Origin of the sequence: Brevibacterium sp. FME17 (genome assembly GCF_014897515.1) — a bacterium.
Taxonomy (GTDB): Bacteria; Actinomycetota; Actinomycetes; order Actinomycetales; family Brevibacteriaceae; genus Brevibacterium.
Genome location: NZ_JABUYD010000012.1, coordinates 78,525 through 99,974 on the forward strand (window position 1 = coordinate 78,525; position 21,450 = coordinate 99,974).

Here is a 21,450-nt window from a genome sequence, read left to right on the forward strand (position 1 = left end):
TTCGTGTTCATGTACATGCCGGACAGGCTCGACGCTGAGTGCCGCCGGCTGAAAGCGCGGATCGCTGAACAAGGGATCGCTCAGCGAAACTGTCCCTCAGTCTAGTCACCAAATGGAAGAAAGTTTCCGCTGAGAGGCATTCTGGCTAGATTTTCCACTATACAGAAGATATTATCCGTAATACGGAAAAGACTTATCAGAGAGGATAACTCCCATGGCTGTTCCCAGTCCCGGATACTCAATCACTCTTCGGGTGGAGACCGCGGTCGGTCGGACATCGACGTCCGCCCTCGTGGCCGCCGCCGCAGCGACCGGTGCCGCGATCACCGCGCTCGACGTCGTCGAATCTACCCCGCACACGGTGATGATCGATGTCAGTGCCGATACTCGCGATGTCGCACACGCCGATGAGGTGTCAGATGCGCTCAATGCACTCGACGGTGTCGAGGTCCACAAGGTCTCCGATCGGACTTTCCTGCTCCACCTCGGCGGCAAACTCGAATCCGCACCCAAGGTGCCCCTGCGCAACCGTGATGATCTCTCACGTGCCTACACACCGGGCGTGGCCCGTGTGTGCATGGCCATCGCGGAGAACAAGGCCGATGCCCGGCGCCTCACGATCAAGCGCAATACCGTCGCCGTCGTCACCGACGGCACCGCGGTCCTGGGTCTGGGAGACATCGGACCCGAAGCCGCGATGCCCGTGATGGAGGGCAAAGCAGTGCTGTTCAAGCAGTTCGCAGGCGTCGACGCCTGGCCCGTGGCACTGGACACGAAGGACACCGAGGAGATCATCTCGATCTGCAAAGCCATCGCTCCGGCCTACGGCGGAATAAACCTGGAGGACATCTCGGCGCCGAGGTGCTTCGAGATCGAGGCCAGGCTCCGCGAAGAACTCGACATCCCGGTCTTCCACGATGACCAGCACGGTACCGGCATCGTCACGCTCGCCGCGCTGAAGAATGCGCTCAAGGTCGTTGGCCGAAAGCTCGAGGATCAGCGCATCGTCGTCTCCGGCGTCGGTGCTGCGGGCAATGCGATCATCCGGCTGCTTCAGGTCGCGGGCGCGAAGAACATCATCGCCTGCGGTCGCAACGGCGCGATCGGACCGAATTCGACCGTCGACACCGAACACAAGGTGTGGCTGCAGGCCAACACGAACCCCCAGGGCTTCGAGGGCACACTGAAGGAAGCCGTCGCCGGCTCGGACGTGTTCATCGGCGTCTCCGCCCCGAACGTGCTCGACGGCAGCGACATCCAGGCCATGAACAAGGACGCGCTCGTCTTCGCAATGGCCAACCCCGACCCCGAGGTCGACCCCGCGGAGGCGCTCAAATACGCGGCCGTTGTGGCCACCGGGCGCAGCGACTACCCGAACCAGATCAACAATGTGCTGGCCTTCCCGGGCATCTTCCGCGGCCTCCTCGACGCCGAGGCTACCGATATCGACGAGAACATCATGGTCGCCGCAGCGGACGCCATCGCCTCATGCATCCCAGAGGACGAACTCCACCCGGGCTACGTGGTGCCTTCGGTCTTCGACCCCGAGGTAGCGAAGAAGGTGGCGGAGGCCGTCGCAGCCGTCTCCTCCTGAACAGCGACCGGTCTCCTGAAACAGGAGGCCGGTCGCTGTTCTATGAGAGATAATGTTGGGTGACCACCACCCGCGCGCAATGATGCTACGAAAGAGAATGTGAAATTGGATCACTCAACGTTGGCCGACATCGACTCACTCCTGGCGGACACGGACGAGCTGCTGAGTAAGCGCTATCCCGGTGAGCGTGATGTCCGGCAACCCGTGCACACCGTCTACGTCCCAGGTCACCTTTCGACCCCGCCCCTGCCCCGCGAGTGGGGTGAGCAGGCCCTCGAATGCGTCGAGGCCAACGGCGGAATGGTCCAGCTGGCCGAACGCGTCATCATTGCCTCCCGCAAAGAGACCCACGCCCGGGACAACCACACGATGCCCAACCTGCACCAGGTCGCCCGGGAAGCGGAAATGCTCGCCCAGGCGGTCACGAACAAGCTCGACACCGAACCGATCGAAGACCTGAGATTGGACTTCGAAGACGGGTTCGGCGACCGCGGCGACGAGACCGAGGACGAGTGCGTCCGCCAGGCCGCACGCAACGCCGTTGCAGGCCTGTCAGAGGCGGGCGCACCGGCGTTCTTCGGCATCCGCTTCAAATGCATGGAGGCCGATACCCGGGCGCGCGGACTGCGCACCTTGGACCTGTTCCTCGCCGAGGTGATCGCCGCCCACGGATCCCTGCCGACGCAGTTGGTCCTCACGCTGCCGAAGGTGAGCACCGTCGACCAAGTGTCCGCCATGGTCCTGGCCTGCCGTGCGCTGGAGTCCCAACACGGTCTTGCCGAGGGCTCGATCACCTTCGAGGTGCAGGTCGAGACGCCGCAGCTCATCCTCGGCGCCGACGGCAGGGTTCCGCTGGCACCGGTGTTTGACGCCGGTGAAGGGCGCATCACCTCACTGCACTACGGCACCTACGACTATTCGGCATCGATGGGTGTCGCCGCCGCCTACCAGGCGATGGATCACCCGGTGGCCGATTTCGCGAAGAACCAGATGATGCTCGCGGTCGCCGGCACCGGCGTCCACCTCTCCGATGGTTCGACGAACATCCTGCCCCTCGGTGAGTCCGAAGAGATTCAGCGCGCCTGGAGCCTGCACGCCGGACTGGTCCGCAGGCACCTCAAGCGCGGCATCTATCAGGGCTGGGATATGCACCCGCACCAGCTGCCCACACGCTTCCTCGCCACCTTCCGCTTCTACCGCGAAGGAGCGGAGAAGGCGGCGACCCGGCTGCGCAACTATGTGTTCAAGGAGGACTCGTCCGTCCTCGACGAGCCGGCAACGGCACGGGCACTGGCCCGCTATCTGGGCCGCGGACTCTCCTGCGGTGCCCACACCGAGGACTTCGTCACGGACCGCACGAAGATGTCGATCGCGACCCTCAACCAAATCGCCGCCACCGGCGCGGCCGAGTGACCTGCCGACCACCTCGGCGATACCGCATCAGCTTGCACTGACCAGCACCGAATCGAAGGAGAACACGTACACATGACGACGACCGACCCCTACACCTATTGGGCGCCCACCGGCGGCCACCCGCCGCAGACAGATCTGCTTACCGACCGTGCCATCGTCACCGAGGCCTACACGGTGATTCCGCGCGGAGTCATGCGTGACATCGTGACCTCGAATTTGCCCGAATGGACGGGGGCACGGTCCTGGGTGCTGAGTAAGCCGGTGGCCGGGGGAGCGGTGACGTTCTCACAGACCATCCTCGAAGTCGCCCCAGGTGGTGGCTCTGAGAAGCCCGAACCGCAGGTCGAGGTCGAAGGGTTCATCTTCCTCATGGGCGGTCAGCTCGAGATCACCCACGAGGGCCAGGCTCACACCCTGACCCCTGGGGGCTATGGATTCCTGCCCGCCGGTTCGACGTGGAGCGTGAAGTCCACCGGCACCGAGGCGGCCCGTTTCCATTGGGTGCGCAAGCGCTACCAGCCCGTAGCTGGGCTGACCCCGGAGGCCAAGTTCGGCCAGGAATCAGACGTCGAACCCGCTTCGATGCCGGGCACCGATAACCGGTGGCGGACGACGCGTCCCCTGGATCCCGAGAATCTGGCCTATGACATGCACGTCAACATCGTGACCTTCGAACCCGGTGCGGTGATTCCCTTCGCCGAGACTCACGAGATGGAGCACGGCCTCTACGTTCTCGAGGGCAAGGCCGTCTATCGGCTCAACGGCGACTGGGTCGAGGTGCAGGAGGGTGACTTCATCTCGATGCGCGCCTTCTGCCCACAGGCCTGCTACGCCGGTGGGCCGGGCCGGTTCCGCTACCTTCTCTACAAGGACGTCAACCGCCAAGTAGAGCTCTGAGGCGCTGAGCCGGCGCTCGCCCCTGAGGCTCCTGCCTGCAGACAGCTGCAGACAGAAGAAGAACGGTGGACCGAGGTGGTCCACCGTTCTTCTTGTGTTCAGCTGTCAGCGGTCAAGTGCCGCCAGTTGTCGCCTCAGCTTCAGATCAGCTCCAGGGTGCGAGCCGTGTACTCGGAGAGTTCCTTGAGCAGGGTCTCGTCATCGGCGAGGCTGCGGCCCAGCGAAGGCACCATGTCCTTGATCGCAGGCTCCCAGCCGTTGTACTGGCGAGGGAAGCAGGTCTTGAGCAGGTTGAGCATGATCGACACTGCCGTCGACGCACCGGGGGAGGCACCGAGGAGAGCGGCGATCGAACCGTCTGCCGAGGAGATGAGCTCGGTGCCGAAACTGAGGACGCCGCCATTCTTCGAATCCTTCTTCATCACCTGCACGCGCTGACCGGCCTGGATGAACTCCCAGTCGGAGGGGTCGATGTTCGGAATGAACTCGTGCATCGACTCGAAACGGGCCTTCTTCGACGCGGCCAGCTCGGAGACGAGGTAGGTGACGAGGTCGGTGTTGTCCTTGGCCACATTGAGCATCGTGGGCAGGTTGTTTCCACGCACCGAGAGGGGCAGGTCGGTGAAGCGGCCGCCCTTGAGGAACTTCGGCGAGAAGCCGGCGTAGGGTCCGAACAGCAGGTAGTCCTTGCCGTCGACAACACGGGTGTCGAGGTGAGGCACCGACATGGCCGGAGCACCGAAGGAAGCCTGGCCGTAGACCTTGGCCTGGTGACGGGCGACGAGATCGGGATTCGAGGTCCGCAGGAAGATGCCGGAGACGGGGAATCCGCCGTATCCGCGGCCTTCGGGGATGCCCGACTTCTGCAGCAGCGGCAGAGCACCGCCGCCGGCACCGACGAAGACGAACTTCGCGTTGACCTTGTGAGTTTCGTGGGAGAGCAGGTCCTTGACAGTGACGACCCAGCCGTCGGAGGAACGCTCGAGGTCGGGGACCTGGTGACTGGTGCGGATGGTGGCACCCTTGTCGCCGACGTAGTTGAGCAGCTGATGGGACAGGGATCCGAAATCGACGTCTGAGCCGACCTTCGTGCGGGAGATGCCGTTGACCTGACCGGGTCCGCGGCCCTCGAACATCAGCGGCAGCCACTCGGCCTGAGTGTTCGGGTCGTCCGTGTACTCCATCTCGGAGAACAGCGGGTTGCGGACCATCTGCTCGTAGCGGTTCTTGATGTAGTCGCGTCCCTTCTGACCACGGCCGTAGCTGATGTGAGGGACCTGGTTGATGAAGGACTTCGGCTCCGCCAGGACGCCGTTGTCGACGAGGTGCGACCAGTACTGGCGGGAATGATGGAACTGCTCGTTGATCTGCGAGGCCTTCGCGAGATCGATGTGGCCGTTCTCATCCTCAGGAGTGTAGTTGAGCTCGCACAGGGCGGCGTGGCCGGTGCCGGCGTTGTTCCACGGATCGGAGCTCTCCTCGGCGACATAGTCGAGCTTCTCGTAGACCCGGATATCCCATTCGGGCTGAAGCTCGGTCAGCATGGCACCAAGAGTGGAGCTCATGATGCCGCCGCCGATCAAGACAACGTCAACCTTTTCCTGCGTTGAGGGCATTTCGACTCTCATTCCTCGTCACTGACTACATGTATTCGACTCACAGACTACTCTCCGCCTCAGGCGAACCAGTAACCGGCCCCCGGGCACAGGAGTCTCGTGCGAGCAACCTCACAGACCCTGATCGTCCGCAGTCACACACATTTTCCGACCATTCGGACGTTTAGCTCCTGGACGCCTTGTGTCGCCTGCCACAGGATGTGCAAATATGGGCACATGTCGAATAGCTTCCTTCTTCGTGATGCCCTGGCCGAATTCCCGCCCTATGTGCCGGGCAAACCCCCGACCACCACGCCAGGATTGAAACCGTACAAGCTGTCGTCGAACGAGAATCATCTGGCACCGCTGCCGGGTGTCACCGACGCGATCGCAGATGCCGGGCAGGTGCCTGCTAACTACCCCGACCCGAAGTCGACGAAGCTGGTCGCAGACATCGCGGCTCACCTCGACGTCGCTGAGGCCGAGATCGTTCCCGGAGCAGGCGCTTCTGAGATCCTGTCGGCGCTGACGAACATCACGCTCGAGGCCGGAACCTCGGTGGTCTACCCCTGGCCCTCATTCGAGATGTACCCGATCCTCGCCTCGGCGCGCGGTGCCGAGAAGCGCCCCGTGCCCCTGCTCGAAGACGGCCGGCACGACTTCCAGGGTCTGGTCGCGGCCATCGATGACACGACCCGACTCATCCTGCTCTGCTCGCCCAACAACCCGACGGGTCTGTCCATCTCGACAGCCGAGCTCGAGGGCTTCATGGCTGAGGTCCCGCCCGAGGTCATCGTCGTCCTCGACGAGGCCTATTTCGAATTCGCCACCGACGCCGAGGTGGTCGATGGGATGGCAGCTTACCAGAAGTTCCCGAACCTGGTGTTGGCACGCACCTTCTCCAAGGCCCATGGCCTGGCCGGTCTGCGTGTGGGCTTCGGTGTCGCCGATCCCACGATCGCGACCGCACTGCGCCAGGTGATCGCACCGTTCAGCGTCACCTCGGCGGCTCAGGTCGCAGCCGTGGAATCTCTCTCGCGCACCGATGAGGTCCTCGTCCGGGCCAAGGAGGTCGCGGCCACCCGTGACCAGTTCGCACAGGACCTGCGCGATGCCGGCCTGACGGTTTCGGATTCGCAGGGCAACTATGTGTGGGTCGCCCTCGGGACTGACGACGCACAGGCCTTCGAAGAGGCATGCGCAGAGCAGGCCGTGGCCGTCCGCAAGCTCAGCGGTGGCGTGCGGATCAGCATCGGCCCCGACGAAGCACTTGACCGTGTGCGCGAGGTGGCGAAGACCTTCGCAGCCTCCAGGACCGCATGAGCGTGAGCGACTCGACGCAGACTTCGGCACAGCCTCCGATCCAAGATCTGGAGGCTCAGCTGAGCCCCGGTGTCCTCGTCACCGACCGCGACGTCATCGACAGCTATGCCTTCGACAAGGCCCTGTTCTGCCCCGCCGGTCAGGCTGTGGCCCTGGTCAGAGCCCAAAGCGTCGATGATGTGGTGGCTGTGATGGTCTTCGCCACGAAGCATCGCATTCCCGTCGTCACCCAAGGTGCACGGACCGGACTCTCTGGTGCGGCCAATGCGGTCGACGGCTGCCTGCTGCTCAACGTGGCAGGGCTGGATGAGATCGTGGCCATCGACCCGGTCAACCAGACGTGCCGGGTCCAGCCCGGGGTCATCAATCAGGATCTGAAGGCGGCGTTGGCCGAACACGGGCTGGCCTATCCTCCCGATCCTGGGTCGGTGGCGATCTCGACGATCGGCGGCAACGTCGCCACCAACGCCGGCGGAATGTGCTGCGTGAAGTACGGCGTGACCAAGGACTATGTGCGTGCCATGAACGTGGTGCTCGCCGATGGGACTGTGACGAAGCTGGGTCGAGCCACCGCCAAGGGCGTCGCGGGACTCGACCTGGCGGCTCTGCTTGTCGGTTCCGAGGGGACCTTGGGCACCATCGTCGAGGTGACCCTGGCCCTCAAACCGGCACTGACCCCGCCGATCACTGCCGTCGGAATCTTCCCCGACACCGCCTCGGCCGGGCGCACGGTCACCGAATACATGGGATCGGGCGCGAACCCGTCGATGCTTGAGTTCATCGATGGGGCCAGCGTGGCGATGATCAATGACTACGGCGACTTCGGTCTGCCCGAGGATGTCGGTGCGCTCCTGCTCGTGCAGTCGGATGCACGGGGCGCCGGTGCGATGGAGGAACTCGAAGCCTTCCGCCGGGTCGCAGAGTCCAACGGCGGCACTGAGGTCTTCGTCTCCGATGATCCGTCCGACTCCGAGATGCTCGTCGCGGCCCGTCGTGCCGTGGCCCCGGCGATGGAGAAGTACGCGCACACTCGCGGTGGGGGAGAGCTCGTCGATGATGTGTGCGTCCCGCGCTCTGCACTTGGGGAGTTCTTCGAACGTCTGGCCGCCATCGATTCCCGCTTCGACGTCGAGGTTGCCACGGCAGGTCACGCCGGTGACGGGAACATGCACCCTTCGGTGGTCTTCGACGCCGGTGACGCGGGGCAGGTGGCTCAGGCGCAGGAGGCCTTCGCCGCGATCATGCAGCTGGGACTCGATCTGGGCGGCACGATCACGGGCGAACACGGCGTCGGATACCTCAAACGCGAATGGCTCGGGCATGAACTCGACGACGGTGCCAAGCTCATGCACACACAGATCAAGGACGCCCTCGATCCGCTGGGGATCCTCAATCCGGGGAAGATGTTCGGCTGAGCTTCTTCGCGGAGGTGGCCAGTCCGGCGATATCGTCCGGCGTCGTTCGGCAGCAACCGCCGATCAGCGCGGCACCCGCCTTCGTCCACTCAGCGATCATCTCCGGGCCTGTCTCGAAGTCGGGACCTGCCCACCACTGCATTGCAGTCGCGTCATAGCGTTCACCCGAATTGGGGTAGGCGATCAACGGCAGATCGGTGTGCTCACGCAGCGCTCTCAACGACGAGGCCACGAGCGAGGGGCGCACGCAGTTGACGCCGATCGCGTGGACCATCGCCGAGGCGGACGTCACCTTCGCGACCTCGGCCAGGTGCGAGCCGTCGGCAAGGTGCCGACCATCCGAGAGAGTGACGCTGAGCCACGCGGGAACACCGAACTCATCGGCCAGACCGGCGAGAACCTTGACCTCGGACAGGCTGGGTTGAGTCTCAATCGCCAACAGGTCTGCACCGGCACTGACCAGAGCCTCGATGCGAGGATGGTGGAAGGCCGCGAAGTCGTCGTCGCTGAGGTTGTAATCACCGGTGTACTCGGCACCATCGCCGAGAGCAGCCCCATAGGGCCCGACAGAACCGGCCACGAGGACAGGGCCGGCAGACTCCACGCCAACGCTCGCCTCTGCAGCGATTTCAACGCTGGCGGCGATAAGACGCCGGCCGTCCTCGGCGGTAATCGATGCTCTTTCGAAGCCGAGCGGGCTCGCCTGGTAGCTGGCGGTCGTGACGATCCGGGCACCGGCGCGGATGAAGTCGGCGTGCACCTCGGCGAGGGTGTCCGGAGCTTCACTGAGCAGGGCCGCCGACCACAGCTCGTGGCCCAGATCGATGCCGCGCGACTCGAGCGCCGTGCCCAGGCCACCGTCGATGATGATGGGCTGGCCCGAGCGCTCAGCGGCCTGGAGCATCTGGATGAAGGTTGTCGACATGCTCCCAGTTAAACTGGTCTGGTGACCCGAATCGAATCCCCCGCAGAATCTGAGACAGCTGCCTCGAACCACGGCAGCGTCGACGTCCCGGCCATCAACGACCGCTCCCGATTCGGGTTCGAGATCGGAACCCGGCTCGATGAGGGTGGACGCACCGGCGTCATCCACACCCCGCACGGGGATATCGCGACCCCGGCGTTCATCCCCGTCGGCACGAAGGCCACGGTCAAGGCCGTGCGACCCGACGAGGTGGCCGAGCTCGGCGGACAGGCCGTGCTGGCCAACGCCTACCACCTCTACCTGCAGCCGGGCTCCGACATCGTCGACGAGGCCGGTGGACTCGGCAAATTCATGAACTGGTCCGGCCCGACATTCACGGACTCGGGCGGATTCCAGGTGATGAGCCTGGGCTCGGGCTTCAAGAAGGTCATCTCGATGGAGTCGACCGGGGAGCAGAACGACGATCTCGTTGCCGTGGGCAAGGAGCGCATGTCGAACGTCGACGACGATGGTGTGACCTTCAAATCCCATCTCGACGGCAGCATGCACCGCTTCACCCCCGAGGTCTCGATGGGGGTCCAGCACGAGCTGGGCGCGGACATCATGTTCGCCTTCGACGAGCTCACGACCCTGATCAACACCCGCGGCTACCAGGTCGAATCTCTCGAGCGCACCCGCCTGTGGGCGCTGCGCTGCATCGAGGAACACCAGCGTCTGACCGAAGCCCGCTCGCACCGGCCCTACCAGGCACTGTTCGGTGTACTCCAGGGGGCGCAGTACGAGGACCTGCGTCGCAAGGCCGCCCACGATCTGGGTGCGATGGACTTCGACGGCTACGGCATCGGGGGAGCCCTGGAGAAGGAGAACCTCGGCACGATCATCCGCTGGGTGTGTGAGGAGCTGCCGGAGAACAAGCCCCGCCACCTGCTGGGCATCTCCGAACCCGATGACCTGTTCGAGGCGATCAAGACTGGTGCGGACACCTTCGACTGCGTCTCACCCTCACGTGTGGCCCGCAATGCCGCGATCTACACCCGCGACGGCCGCTACAACCTCACCGGCGCGAAGTATCGCCGGGACTTCGGACCGCTGGATCCCGACTGCAAGTGCTACACGTGCCAGAACTACTCGCGGGCCTACCTGCGCCACCTGTACAAGGCCAAGGAGATGCTGTTCTCCACGCTGTGTACGGTCCACAATGAGTACTTCATCGTCAACCTCGTCGCTGAGATCCGTCGGGCCATGGAAGAGGGTCGTTTCGCCGAACTCGAGACCGAGGTGCTCGGCCGCTACTACGCCAAGCAGCGCGGCTAAGCTTCTTCGCTGCCGTCGGGCCTCCGAGGGCGCAGAACACGTGTGACGTTACGTCCCTGCGGCGTTCGCTCGCCATAGCTTCTAAGGGTCCACCATTTCGCGGGCAAAAGTATATGAGGCACCGAGGGTGGCATCCGGGCTGTTTATCTGAGTCTCGTCGAGTGGTTAACGTCTCAGAGGTGTTGCGGGAGTCTGGGAACTATGGCGGATGAGGCAAGGAGCAAAGCTCCGAAGACGGCAGGGGTCACCCTCCAGGTTTACGTGCCAACTGAAGAGACGAGCACTGCCAGAGAGTATTACAGTCAATTATTCGGACGCGAGCCGGAGTTTGAGCCCCACGATGATTTTTTTGAATGGGCTCCGATCGCCGGACAGGAGTGTTGGTTCCAGGTGGGTGCGCGTGACGATTTCGAAGTTCTGAACAACAGGATTCGATTTCGCGTGATGGATCTGTCTCGAGCCGTCCGGTTCCTGGAGGCTACGGGAACTTCGCACTCCGAACCGTCTCATCTACCGGGTGTAGTGGCTTTCGTTGACTTCGCGGACCCCTGGGGCAACAAGCTCGGGTACTACGAAGACCTCGTGCCGTCCGGGCAACAGCAGGAGTATCGAGGAACCTCAGTGAACGACGGTTCACAGTTCTCTGACTTCCCCGTTCGGTAGGAAGTGTTCCATGCGACTCAGCTGACAGCACATGAGCGGCGCTCGCTGGAATACACCGCAAGCCTGAGTTCCACTCAATTTGAGGTTTGAAATGAGAATAATCAGGCAGGCGTTCACGATGGTTCCGACAACCGATCTCAGCGAATCCATCGCCGCGCATGTTGCCGGCGGTCTCGAGGTGCTGTGGCACCCGGATTCTCATACAACACTGTTGGGAGCGAACCAGCGTGCGTGCGTCATGGTCGAAGACGACTTGACCGAGCGCGATCTAGGTGTCGGGCCAGTCTTGCTGGTCGACGATCTGTCGACTTTAACTCTCGGCGACGCAGCGCGATTGGTCATTCCAGTTATGAACGTGCCAGTCGGTAGATATGCGGCAATTGATCATGCAGGAACCGTCCTCCGATATCTCGACCTGACGATGTGTGAGGACAATTTGCGCATCTGGTTCGAAACACCCAAGTTGGCATGAATAAGATGCGAAACGCGCACGACGTGGCGAGCTAGCTGCCTCTTACCAGATTCAGGTTATCCACCGTCCTGCTCTGGCTCGGCGATGCGACCTGGCGATGCGGGCAGGGAGGACATGGACTGACCGGTCAATAGCACGCCTACGGCTAGGCCGTCTCGCTCGCACCGATCCACGCGAACGCTGAATATGTCGTCGCCAGCGACGACATATTCGAGCTCCGCGTTGATCCAGCCAGACGCTCTGTGTTTTGAAGCGCTAGCGGTCGCCCTCGCCAGACAGTTCGTAGCTGGGTTCGTGCTTCTTCACGAGCTTGATCACCCTGTAGGTGACGGGCATGAGGATGACTTCGACTCCGACCTTGTAGACGAATCCGAAGATGATGTAGTTGATGAAGTCGAGTCCGGGAATGACGCCTGCGAAGGCGATGATGCAGAAGAGCAGCGTGTCGACGAACTCGCCGACGCCGGTCGAGGTGAGCAGCCGGACCCAGAGTTTCTGCTCGCCCATCCGTTTCTTCACGGCCACGAGCACATAGGAGTTCAGCAGCTGTCCGAAGAAGTATCCGACAAGGGACGCGGCAACGATGCGCGGATAGAAGCCGAGGACCGCGGCGAAGGCGTCCTGGTTCTCATAGCCGGGACCCGGCGGTGAGATGAGCACGAGCCAGAACACGAAGGTCGCCAGTATCTGCAGTCCGAAGCCGGTGATGACGGCCTTGCGGGCGGCTTTGAATCCGTAGACCTCGCTGATCACATCGCCGAGGATGTAGGCGATGGGGAACAGGAAGGCGCCGCCGTCGGTGACGATGGGCCCGAAGCCGATAACCTTCGTCGCGGAGATGTTGGAGATGATGAGGATCGCTGAGAATACGGCCAGAATCACCGCGTAGTAGCGTCCTCGGGAGGAGGCGAAGGCCGCGAATCTGCCTGCAGCGCTCAGGCCATCAGGACTTTCAGCACTCGGCTCATCCGAGCCCTCAGCCTTCGGCACCTTCTTCGACAACAGTGATTTCCTTCCCTCCGGTGATCGCCAGCAGCTGCTCATACGTCAGCGGCATCACCGAGTTCGGTGTGCCGGCGGCAGCCCAGAGAACAGGATAGTCCTTCAGAGCCTCGTCGACATACGTGGGAATCGCCCGCGGGTGACCACACGGTGCGACTCCGCCGATGACCTGTCCCGTCGCTGTGCGCACCAGATCCTTATCGGCCCGGTCGAGAGAGTCCGCTCCGATGAGCGTGGCTACGTGTTGAGTGTCCACGCGGTGGCGTCCGGAGGTCATGATGAGCACCGGTTCGCCGCCGGATGCGAAGATCAGGCTGTTCGCGATCGCGCCGACCTCGACGCCGACCTTCTCCGCCGCCGAGGCTGCCGTGGGCGTGGCATCGGTGAAGAGCTTGATCTGTGGTTCGATTCCCTTCGCCTCGAGAACCTGAGCGACTTCCGCATGATTGCGGTGTTCCTTCGGCTCGACCTCAGAGACTGCTGAAGGCTCGACCACCTCGGCGGATTCTTCGTCCTCGGCCGCGGATTCGTTGACCGGTTCTGCCAGTCCGCGGCGGCGCAGCAGGGGTGCGACGTCGGGGCGGGTGCCGAAGAACCGTTCGATCGCGCTCATCGGATCGACAGAGTACCCGGGGGCCAGTATCGCCTCGCGGAAGGCGTCGCCTGCTTCGCGATTGAGGCCTCCCTGGGCCTCGAACCATTCGCTGACCCAGGCCGCGATGACCTCCGAGTAGAGGTAGGAGTAGTAGCCGGCAGCATAGCCTGAGGCGAAGATGTGGCCGAAGTACGTGGTGCGATAGCGCGGGGGAACGAGTGTGGAGAATCCGGCGGCGGCCAGGACCTCTGATTCGAAGGAGAGGACGTCGGTGATGTGTTCACCGGCTTCCAGGGAATGCCATGACAGGTCGAGCATGGCCGCTGCCAAATACTCGGTGGTATTGAAGCCTTGACCGAACTTCTCGCTCTCGATCAGTGCGGTGACCAGAGTTTCGGGCATCGGTTCACCCGTGTCGACGTGTTTGGCGTAGTGGGGGAGGACCTGCGGGTGGAAGCGCCACATCTCATTGAGCTGGGACGGGAACTCCACGTAGTCGCGCGGCACTGCTGTGCCGGCTGTCGATGGGTAGGTCGAGTTCGCGAACAGGCCGTGGAGGACGTGGCCGAATTCGTGGAAGAGGGTGTTGAGCTCAGTGGGGTTGAGCAGAGTCGGGCGGCCCGGACCTGGCTTGGCCAAGTTGAGTGAGAGTGTGACGACGGGCAGGTGTCCGGTCAGCCGTGAACTCGGAACCAGCTCGCCCATCCAGGCGCCGCCGCGCTTCGTGTCCCGGGAATAGGGGTCGAGGAGGATGAGGCCGAGGGTGCGTTCGTTCGCATCGGTGACCTCGAAGGTGCGCACATCTTCGTGCCAGCCGATGACTGAATCACGTGGGGCGAAGGTGACGCCGTAGAGTCCCGTGGCGGCGCGGAAGACACCTTCGGTGAGGACCGTGTCGAATTCGAAGTACTTTGCGACCTCGTCGGCGTCGATGTCGAATTCATCGGCCCGGTACCGCGCAATCTGGTGCTTGACGTCTTCGGGGGCAACGTCGTCGAGGCCGTAGCGGTCCTTGACCTGGGCCAATTCCTCCGCGAGCTGGGCGTTGGCTGGAGCGATGAGCGAAGAGACGATGTCAGCGGCGGCATCGGGCCCGCCGGCGGTCTGGTTGTCGATAGCGAACGATGAGTACGAGGGGTATCCGAGCAGTTTCGCCTGCAGAGCACGCAGGGCAGTGGTGTCGGCAACCTGGGTTCGGGTGTCGCCCTCGCCGCCTCTGGCGCCGCGCGAGGTCGAATTGTCCAAGACCTGTTTGCGAGTCTCGGCGGATTCCAGAGATTCGAGGATGAGCTGCTGGGTGAAGTTGTTCAGGGTCAGCAGGTACCCGTCCGTGCCGCGTTCAGCGGCTCGGTTCGCTGCTGCCGCGATCTGGTCTTCGCTGAGGCCAGCCAGCTGCTGCCGATCGTCGAGGTGGACGGCCAGATCCCGGGTGTCCTTCTGTAGGGCTCGGGAGAAAGAAGTGCCTAGGGTCGTGAGCTCGGCCGCGATCGTGCTCATCTGGTTCCGCTCTTCCTCGCCGAGCCGGGCTCCCGCACGTACGAACTCCTCGACTGTGAGCTCCTGCTGACGTTTGTCCTCAGGGTTGAGATCGGTGGAGGGAACCTGTTCGATGCGGTGGAAGAGTTCGACGTCGAGGAAGATCCGGGTTCGGGCCGCGGACAGACGATCCCACACCTCGGCGACGGCATCGGCGAGTTCGGGACGGAAATGATTCGACTCCACGGCGGAGACCACGGCACCGATCCGCGCCATGGGAATGGTCGCGGACTCGAAACGGACAGTGGTTGAGACGAACGTCGGCTCGTTCTCATCAACGATGATGGCCTCGACCTCGGACCGGGCGAAGTCCGTGGCTGCTCGAACAGCGGCGATCAGCGACGCGGGAGTCACGGCGGAGAAGTCGGGCAGGTAGAAGTCACCCTGTGGATCGAGGAAGGCCTCCCAGACATCGATGCTGTTCGGATCGGAGCTCATCGTCGACGTACCACTTTCTTCACGGTTGAATGATTGTGCCTGGTCTCGCCCTCGATCCTAACGCGTGTACGCGCTGAAGTGCATGGTCGCTGGTTACACTTGGGACCATGGCCAAAGAGCAGGGGAAATCCCTCACTCTCAACAGCGCATTCCGGGTGGGCTTCACTGGAACACTGGGAGTGGGACTCGCATTCGGGTTGATCACGGCACTGCAGTCCGTGGCGACCGTTTTCATCTATATCGGCCTGGCTCTGTTCCTTGCTCTCGGCCTGGAGCCGATCGTGCTGTGGTTGGTCGAGCGCAAGCTGCCCCGGTCCCTGGCCGTCGTCCTCGTGGTGTTGGCGTTCCTCATCGTCGTCGCGGGCGCTGTCCTGCTCATCGCTCCTGCCGTCATCAGCCAGATCCAGCAGTTCATCGGCGATCTTCCTGACATCGTCGCGAACCTAGCGTCCACGGGGTGGGTGGCCGACCTCGAACAGAGATTCACCGGTGCCGTCGATCTCGACAAGATCTTCGCCAACCTCGGCGATTGGGCATCCGATCCGAAGAACGTGGTGTCGTTGGGCGGCGGCGTCGTGTCCATCGGAGCTGGGATCCTCAGCTTCCTCACCGGTGTCGTCATCGTCGTCATCCTCACCATCTACTTTGCGGTGACGATGCCGACGATCAAGGCAGCCATGCTCTCCCTCGTCGCGGCGAGTTCGCGTTCGACGGTCGAATCTGTCACCGAGGAGGTCACCCGATCCATCGGGCGCTACGTTCTGGGGCAGGTGTCCTTGGGCATCGTCAATGGTGTGTGCTCGGCGATCTTCCTCACCATCATCGGTGCCCCGCTGCCGGCGCTGCTCGCGTTCATCGCGTTCCTCGCCTCACTCATCCCACTCGTCGGCCCGATCACCGGAGCGATCATCATCACCGGGTCGTGCCTCATGGTCTCTCCCGGGCTGGGGATCGCCGTCGGCATCTACTACCTCGTGTACATGCAGGTGGAGGCGTACCTGCTCAGCCCGCGCATCATGAAGGCGGCCGTCGATGTGCCAGGTGCCTTGGTCATCATCGCGGCCATCGCTGGCGGCACCCTCGGCGGAGTGCTCGGCGCCGTGGTCGCTGTGCCGGTGGCAGCCTCGGGACTGATCATCATCCGCAAGGTCGTCGTGCCCGCACAGGACGAGAAGTAGAGGCTACGCTCTTCGGTCTGGGTCTTCGCGCTCGCCGCTTCGGCTGCGGACGATGAGTGCGATGACGAACCGGACGATGAAGTACGTTCCGAAATAGCAGACGGCGGCCGTGACCAGAGTGATCAGCAGGTTGCTCTCACCGCCGCTGGTCAACGCGAGGGTCGCGAAGATCGTCACGGTGATCGCTGCGAGATAGGGAATCAGGCGGAGAGTCGGACTGTCGATGTCACTCATGCTTGTCAGGATATCAAGGCAGGCTCCCCGCGCCGAGGTGGGCGCTAGGGTGGAGGCCATGACACAGTCACGATGGAGTGCAGTCCGAGACAACCAGGTTCCTGACGATGTGGATCGCCTGCTGCTGAGCGTTCCCGAGTGGTTCGGCAGACCGGAATCCAACGCCGAGTACGTCGATGATGCACGCACCATGGAGACATGGACGGTGCGCAGTGACGTCGGCGAGGTCGTCGGAGTCGGCACTGCGATGATGCGCGCGGTCGCAGCCGATGTGCGGGCGCGGGGCGCGCAACTGCTGCAGGTCAAGACATTGGGTGCTTCGAGCCCCGATCCCAACTACGACCGCACCCGTCACTTCTACGAGAGGATGGGGTTCATCCCGCTGGAGGAGACCGACCTGTGGGACGAGGCGACGCCCTGCCTGATCATGGTCATGCCGTTAGTATGACGCTGCCACCGTGGCCCGCGGACCCTCCGACCTTTGGGCAAGTTCGACTGCGAGCAGTGGAGGCGCGGGACGGTGCAATGGCCCGGCGGCTGTCGACCGATCCTTACGTTCCGCAGACGGGCTCCCTTCCGGGCGATGCCTCCGCGTCGGAGGCCGGTGCGTGGGTCGTACGCCAGCAGGGTCGTCATGCAGAGGGGGCAGGCTTCTCGTTCACTATTGCGCGGCGTTCTGACGGTGACGCGGTCGGTCACTGCGGTCTGTGGCTGAAAGGCCTCGAGGAAGGTCGGGCAAGCGGTGGCTACGCGATTGCTCCAGCTGAACGCGGTCGCGGATACGCTGCTGATGCGCTCGCCGCGTTGACTGAGTTCGCTTGGTCTGTCCCGGGCGTTCAGCGGATCGAACTGTTCATCGAACCGTGGAATGCCGCGTCAATCCGCACCGCCGAACGCGCTGGTTACCGTCGTGAGAGGCTCCTGGTTGGTTACCAGATGATCGGTGGTCAGAGTCGGGACGTGCTTCTGTATGTGGCCGTTCGGGCTCCGAAGCGGGCGAAGGCAGGTAGGAATTTCTAGAGTGAGGAGGCACGTATCGAGCTATTGTCATCGCAAGTTGATCAGTTTGGAATTTGGAATCAGTTCGTTATGTCGTCATGTCGAGGGGTGAAGCGTAAGGCGTTCGTGTCTCTTCGCACGAAACCGACCGATTGGTACAGCTGTAAGGCGGCTTCGCGCGACGACCGCGAGGTGAGGTCAAGTGATCTTAATTCGCGTTCCGTTGCCAACGTCGTCATCCGTGTAAGCAACAATCTGGCAATGCCCCTTCCTCGCATGGAAGCATCGACCACAACGTCTTCGACATGGCCGCGCAAACCGGTTGGCAGTGGTACTGCGACGAATGTTGCAGTGCCAACAATCTTCCCGTCGAGGCGTGCCACGAGAAGTTCAGTTGCTTCATGTTCGACGACCGCCTCCAGGCGACCTCGGTCGAATGTCGTTGTGGTCGAGAGCTGGCCGAGGAGTAGAGCAAGATCATCCACGTCATCGGATGTGAGGGACGTAAGAGCCTCAATTTCGGGGAGCTGTCCAGTCATGTCAACAAACTACCAAGACCCACATCTTCTCCGTTTGCTCGATCAGGTCGTGGAGGAACAGAAGATGAAACTCACCGGTCGCCTCGCTGCTCAGCACCCTCGTACCTCGCCCCGAACGCATCCCGAATGAGGAGGGCGAACATCTCCGTCATGCGAACGACGACGCCCGCGTGGTCGGCGATGAGATCGGCACCTGAACCTAGAGCAACTCGAACCGGATCAAGCTCAGAGGCAGAGCCGTCTCCGGCAGCGGCACGCAACAGAGCCAGTCGTCCGTCTGCGCTGGAGTAGCCGAGTTCGAACAGCACCCAGTGGAACAGGTGCATCAGCGCGGTGTCCCGGTCGAAGTCTGCGTGTGAGGGCATTGCGGACTCTTCGTCCGGAGTGAGGACGAAATCAGGATGCAGTGACAACCCGAAGTCGGTGAACAGCAGTCTGCCTTCATTGACGAGGATATTTCCCGGGTGGACATCGAAGTGCTGAAACCCTTGCTTCTTCATCCACGCTGTGGCTTCGATGATCTGTTTCACCGTATGGGTGAAATCGAACTCCCTGGTGTTCCCGGCCAAGCTTGTGCGTATCGAAGAGCCGAGAGTCCCAGGAACGTATTCGAGAAAGAGCACCATACTCGACCGGGCGGCCATCATCTCGGCGAGCTTCTTCGCCACCTGAGGCCACGAGGATCCCCACCGATGCTGCGGGCCATCTCCGGCGAATTCGCTGAGATCGGTTTCAGTCTTCAGGTCGATGTTTCGCCACCCGAGCAGCAGCGGAAAGAAGTCCACCGCTCCGGAGCAGACCCAGGACGAGGTCATTTGGTGAGCTGCCAGTTCTCGGCCGACCCCGTGCGAGGGGCTGCCGATCCCGTAGTGGGAGACGAATGGAAGCCCATTGTGATTGACGGCAGCAAGAGGGTCGGCCCGTTCTGCCACGGTGATCGGCAGCTGCTTGATAAAGACAGGTGCTCCATCAATGTGCGTCGTCCGGGTGGTTCCGCCGATGCCGATCCCGACCTTCTTGGCCGTGGCCACGAGCGCGCGCACCTCCGAGTCCTCAAGTCCGGCGATCACGGCAGAGATTCTTCGGGCACTTTCCAGTCGTGCGGTCATCACCACACTCTAGGCGCAGAACCGCTAACGTAAACGTGACACCAGCCTGCACGGCGATAGGAAGTCACTCAGACTATTGTCCACTCGCGCTCTGAGACCTATGGTGAGAAGACACGGACACATCTGCTCGGTCGGGTCGATATACAGACCCGGGTGAGCGGCTGGACTCACACGAAGGAGTGTCATGGCAGTCTACTCAGCACCCGGTACCGAAGGTTCTCTCGTCACGTTCAAACCGCGCTATGAGAACTACATCGGAGGGGAGTGGGTGCCGCCGAAGAACGGCAACTACTTCGAAAACATCACCCCCGTCACGGGACAGGCATTCACAGAGATTCCCAGCTCCACCGCCGAAGACATCGAAACCGCACTCGATGCGGCCTGGGCAGCGGCACCCGCCTGGGGCAAGACCTCGGTGACGGAGCGTTCGAACATCCTTCTCAAGATCGCTGATCGCATGGAAGCCAATCTTGAGATGATCGCGGTCGCCGAGACCTGGGACAACGGCAAGGGCATCCGCGAACCGCTGGCCGCTGACATTCCACTGGCCATCGACCACTTCCGCTATTTCGCCTCGGCGATCCGGGCACAGGAAGGCGGTCTGTCCCAGATCGATGACGATACGGTTGCCTATCATTTCCACGAACCGCTCGGCGTTGTCGGCCAGATCATTCCGTGGAACTTCCCCATCCTCATGGCCACATGGAAGTTGGCACCGGCCCTGGCAGCAGGAAACTGCGTCGTCCTCAAGCCTGCCGAGCAGACCCCGGCATCGATCCTCATCCTTGCCGAACTCGTCGGCGACCTGTTGCCGCCCGGCGTCCTCAACATCGTCAACGGATTCGGCGTCGAGGCGGGCAAGCCGCTGGCCTCGAACAAGCGGATCAAGAAGATCGCCTTCACCGGTGAGACCACGACCGGTCGTCTCATCATGCAGTATGCCTCGCAGAACATCATTCCGGTGACCCTGGAGCTCGGCGGAAAGTCCCCGAACATCTTCTTCGAAGACGTCCTCGCCGCTGACGACAGCTATCGCGACAAGGCGCTCGAAGGCTTCGCGATGTTCGCGCTCAACCAGGGCGAAGTCTGCACCTGCCCATCACGAGCTCTCGTCCAGGAGTCGATCTTCGACGACTTCGTGGCCGCAGGCGTCGAACGGGTCCGAGCCGTCAAACAGGGCAACCCCCTCGACACAGACACCCAGGTCGGTGCACAGGCCTCGAACGATCAGTACGAGAAGATCATGTCCTACCTGCAGATCGGTAAGGATGAAGGCGCCGAGGTGCTCATCGGCGGTGACAAGGCCGAACTCGAAGGCGACCTCGCCGGAGGGTTCTACGTCCAGCCGACGATCTTCAAGGGCACGAACAATATGCGAATCTTCCAGGAGGAGATCTTCGGTCCCGTTGTCGCCCTGACCTCGTTCAAGGACTATGACGACGCCATCACCACGGCAAACGACACGCTCTACGGACTGGGTGCCGGCGTCTGGGCTCGGACCGGAAACATCGCCTACCGCGCCGGCCGAGACATCCAAGCCGGTCGTGTATGGGTGAACAACTATCACGCTTACCCGGCCCATGCCGCGTTCGGCGGATACAAGTCATCGGGAATCGGCCGAGAGAACCACCTGATGATGCTCGACCACTACCAGCAGACGAAGAACCTGCTGGTCAGCTACTCGGAGAACGCGCAAGGATTTTTCTGATGAGTGAATATACACAGACAGCAGCACTGGAATCAGCGCCCACTATCGCTGGGGAGGAGAAGTCGCGGGTGGCCATGACACAGGCTACCGTCGACCTCCTTAGCGAACTGGTCGCCAAACATGGCCAACTGATGTTCCACCAATCGGGTGGTTGCTGCGACGGATCCTCGCCGATGTGCTTCCCCGAAGGCGATTTCCTGACCTCAGACGCCGACGTTCTGCTCGGCCACTTCGAACTGCCCATCGATGACAGTGAGAAGGCGGGCCTCGACTTCTGGATGTCGGTCGAGCAGTTCGAGTATTGGAAGCACACCCACCTCACCGTCGATGTGGTTCCTGGACGGGGAGGCGGCTTCAGCGTCGAATCACCGACGGGCAACCGCTTCATCATCCGGTCCACGCTCATGGACATCGGCTGACACTATACGTTCAGATTCGCCGACATACGGGCGTCGCGCCGAGTTGCGGGTTTTCACACCTGGTGCTCTGTGCGACGCCCGT

General features: G+C 62.5%; 20 protein-coding genes. 13 read left to right on the forward strand and 7 right to left on the reverse strand.

Annotated features, from left to right (window positions below; all coding sequences use genetic code 11):
- Positions 1-214: 214 nt before the first annotated feature.
- The 3 genes from INT40_RS12290 (at position 215) to INT40_RS12300 (ending at position 3,904) form a co-directional block, all read left to right on the forward strand.
- Complete coding sequence (locus INT40_RS12290; RefSeq protein WP_193096168.1) at positions 215-1,594, forward strand: NAD-dependent malic enzyme; 1,380 nt, start codon at positions 215-217, stop codon at positions 1,592-1,594.
- Positions 1,595-1,699: 105 nt separating this feature from the next.
- Positions 1,700-3,007 (forward strand): DUF6986 family protein, encoded by a 1,308-nt coding sequence (locus INT40_RS12295; protein ID WP_193096169.1) that lies wholly within the window; start codon positions 1,700-1,702, stop codon positions 3,005-3,007.
- Between the two features lie 72 nt (positions 3,008-3,079).
- Positions 3,080-3,904, forward strand: a complete 825-nt coding sequence (locus tag INT40_RS12300) for a bifunctional allantoicase/(S)-ureidoglycine aminohydrolase (protein ID WP_101570869.1) — start codon at positions 3,080-3,082, stop codon at positions 3,902-3,904.
- 140 nt (positions 3,905-4,044) lie between these two features.
- Here INT40_RS12300 and mqo read toward each other — a convergent pair whose 3' ends face one another.
- Positions 4,045-5,520, reverse strand: a complete 1,476-nt coding sequence (gene mqo, locus INT40_RS12305; protein ID WP_193096170.1) for a malate dehydrogenase (quinone) — start codon at positions 5,518-5,520, stop codon at positions 4,045-4,047.
- Between the two features lie 216 nt (positions 5,521-5,736).
- Between mqo and hisC the strand changes: the two genes are divergently transcribed.
- Together hisC and INT40_RS12315 are read left to right on the forward strand one after the other, a co-directional pair.
- Entirely contained in the window at positions 5,737-6,822 is a 1,086-nt protein-coding gene (gene hisC, locus INT40_RS12310) for a histidinol-phosphate transaminase (RefSeq protein ID WP_101570864.1), read from the forward strand.
- A complete protein-coding gene (locus tag INT40_RS12315; RefSeq protein ID WP_193096171.1) occupies positions 6,819-8,237 on the forward strand; it encodes an FAD-binding oxidoreductase in 1,419 nt (472 codons plus the stop codon). Before hisC ends, INT40_RS12315 begins: the two co-directional genes overlap by 4 nt.
- On the opposite strand, the gene mmuM is transcribed toward INT40_RS12315, so the two are convergent.
- Positions 8,212-9,162 (reverse strand): homocysteine S-methyltransferase, encoded by a 951-nt coding sequence (mmuM, locus tag INT40_RS12320; RefSeq protein WP_193096172.1) that lies wholly within the window; start codon positions 9,160-9,162, stop codon positions 8,212-8,214. The genes INT40_RS12315 and mmuM overlap by 26 nt on opposite strands.
- A gap of 21 nt (positions 9,163-9,183) precedes the next feature.
- On the opposite strand from mmuM, the gene tgt reads away from it, so the two are divergent.
- The 3 genes from tgt to INT40_RS12335 all read left to right on the forward strand — a co-directional run bounded on the left by tgt (position 9,184) and on the right by INT40_RS12335 (position 11,611).
- A complete protein-coding gene (gene tgt, locus INT40_RS12325) occupies positions 9,184-10,476 on the forward strand; it encodes a tRNA guanosine(34) transglycosylase Tgt (RefSeq protein ID WP_374701020.1) in 1,293 nt (430 codons plus the stop codon).
- A 201-nt stretch (positions 10,477-10,677) separates the two neighbouring features.
- Entirely contained in the window at positions 10,678-11,139 is a 462-nt protein-coding gene (locus INT40_RS12330) for a VOC family protein (protein ID WP_193071988.1), read from the forward strand.
- A gap of 118 nt (positions 11,140-11,257) precedes the next feature.
- Positions 11,258-11,611: a hypothetical protein gene (locus INT40_RS12335; protein WP_193071989.1), complete on the forward strand. Its 354-nt coding sequence runs from the start codon at positions 11,258-11,260 to the stop codon at positions 11,609-11,611.
- 255 nt (positions 11,612-11,866) lie between these two features.
- Here the strand turns inward: INT40_RS12335 and INT40_RS12340 are convergent, their stop codons facing one another.
- Positions 11,867-12,613 carry a queuosine precursor transporter gene (locus tag INT40_RS12340; RefSeq protein ID WP_226831244.1) on the reverse strand — a complete coding sequence of 249 codons (747 nt, stop codon included), beginning with the start codon at positions 12,611-12,613 and terminating at the stop codon, positions 11,867-11,869.
- Positions 12,588-15,182, reverse strand: coding sequence for a M3 family metallopeptidase (locus INT40_RS12345; protein WP_193096173.1), 2,595 nt, complete (start codon positions 15,180-15,182; stop codon positions 12,588-12,590). Before INT40_RS12345 ends, INT40_RS12340 begins: the two co-directional genes overlap by 26 nt.
- Before the next feature lie 107 nt (positions 15,183-15,289).
- Between INT40_RS12345 and INT40_RS12350 the strand changes: the two genes are divergently transcribed.
- Positions 15,290-16,360, forward strand: coding sequence for an AI-2E family transporter (locus tag INT40_RS12350; RefSeq protein WP_193071991.1), 1,071 nt, complete (start codon positions 15,290-15,292; stop codon positions 16,358-16,360).
- A gap of 3 nt (positions 16,361-16,363) precedes the next feature.
- On the opposite strand, the gene INT40_RS12355 is transcribed toward INT40_RS12350, so the two are convergent.
- Entirely contained in the window at positions 16,364-16,594 is a 231-nt protein-coding gene (locus tag INT40_RS12355) for a hypothetical protein (RefSeq protein WP_193096174.1), read from the reverse strand.
- A 58-nt stretch (positions 16,595-16,652) separates the two neighbouring features.
- On the opposite strand from INT40_RS12355, the gene INT40_RS12360 reads away from it, so the two are divergent.
- Positions 16,653-17,042 (forward strand): GNAT family N-acetyltransferase, encoded by a 390-nt coding sequence (locus tag INT40_RS12360; protein ID WP_101570849.1) that lies wholly within the window; start codon positions 16,653-16,655, stop codon positions 17,040-17,042.
- A complete protein-coding gene (locus tag INT40_RS12365; protein ID WP_101570847.1) occupies positions 17,039-17,614 on the forward strand; it encodes a GNAT family N-acetyltransferase in 576 nt (191 codons plus the stop codon). The genes INT40_RS12360 and INT40_RS12365 overlap by 4 nt, the downstream gene beginning before the upstream one ends.
- A 59-nt stretch (positions 17,615-17,673) precedes the next feature.
- On the opposite strand, the gene INT40_RS12370 is transcribed toward INT40_RS12365, so the two are convergent.
- Positions 17,674-18,132, reverse strand: a complete 459-nt coding sequence (locus INT40_RS12370) for a GNAT family N-acetyltransferase (protein WP_101570845.1) — start codon at positions 18,130-18,132, stop codon at positions 17,674-17,676.
- A 71-nt stretch (positions 18,133-18,203) separates the two neighbouring features.
- On the reverse strand, positions 18,204-19,241 hold the full coding sequence (locus INT40_RS12375) for a protein kinase domain-containing protein (RefSeq protein WP_101570843.1): 1,038 nt from the start codon (positions 19,239-19,241) through the stop codon (positions 18,204-18,206).
- A gap of 184 nt (positions 19,242-19,425) precedes the next feature.
- Here INT40_RS12375 and INT40_RS12380 point away from each other — a divergent pair, with 184 nt between their 5' ends.
- Positions 19,426-20,949, forward strand: coding sequence for an aldehyde dehydrogenase family protein (locus INT40_RS12380; RefSeq protein ID WP_101570841.1), 1,524 nt, complete (start codon positions 19,426-19,428; stop codon positions 20,947-20,949).
- The gene (locus tag INT40_RS12385; protein WP_193096175.1) at positions 20,949-21,368 is read left to right on the forward strand and encodes a DUF779 domain-containing protein; all 420 of its coding nucleotides are present in this window, start codon (positions 20,949-20,951) and stop codon (positions 21,366-21,368) included. The genes INT40_RS12380 and INT40_RS12385 overlap by 1 nt, the downstream gene beginning before the upstream one ends.
- Positions 21,369-21,450 lie beyond the last annotated feature (82 nt).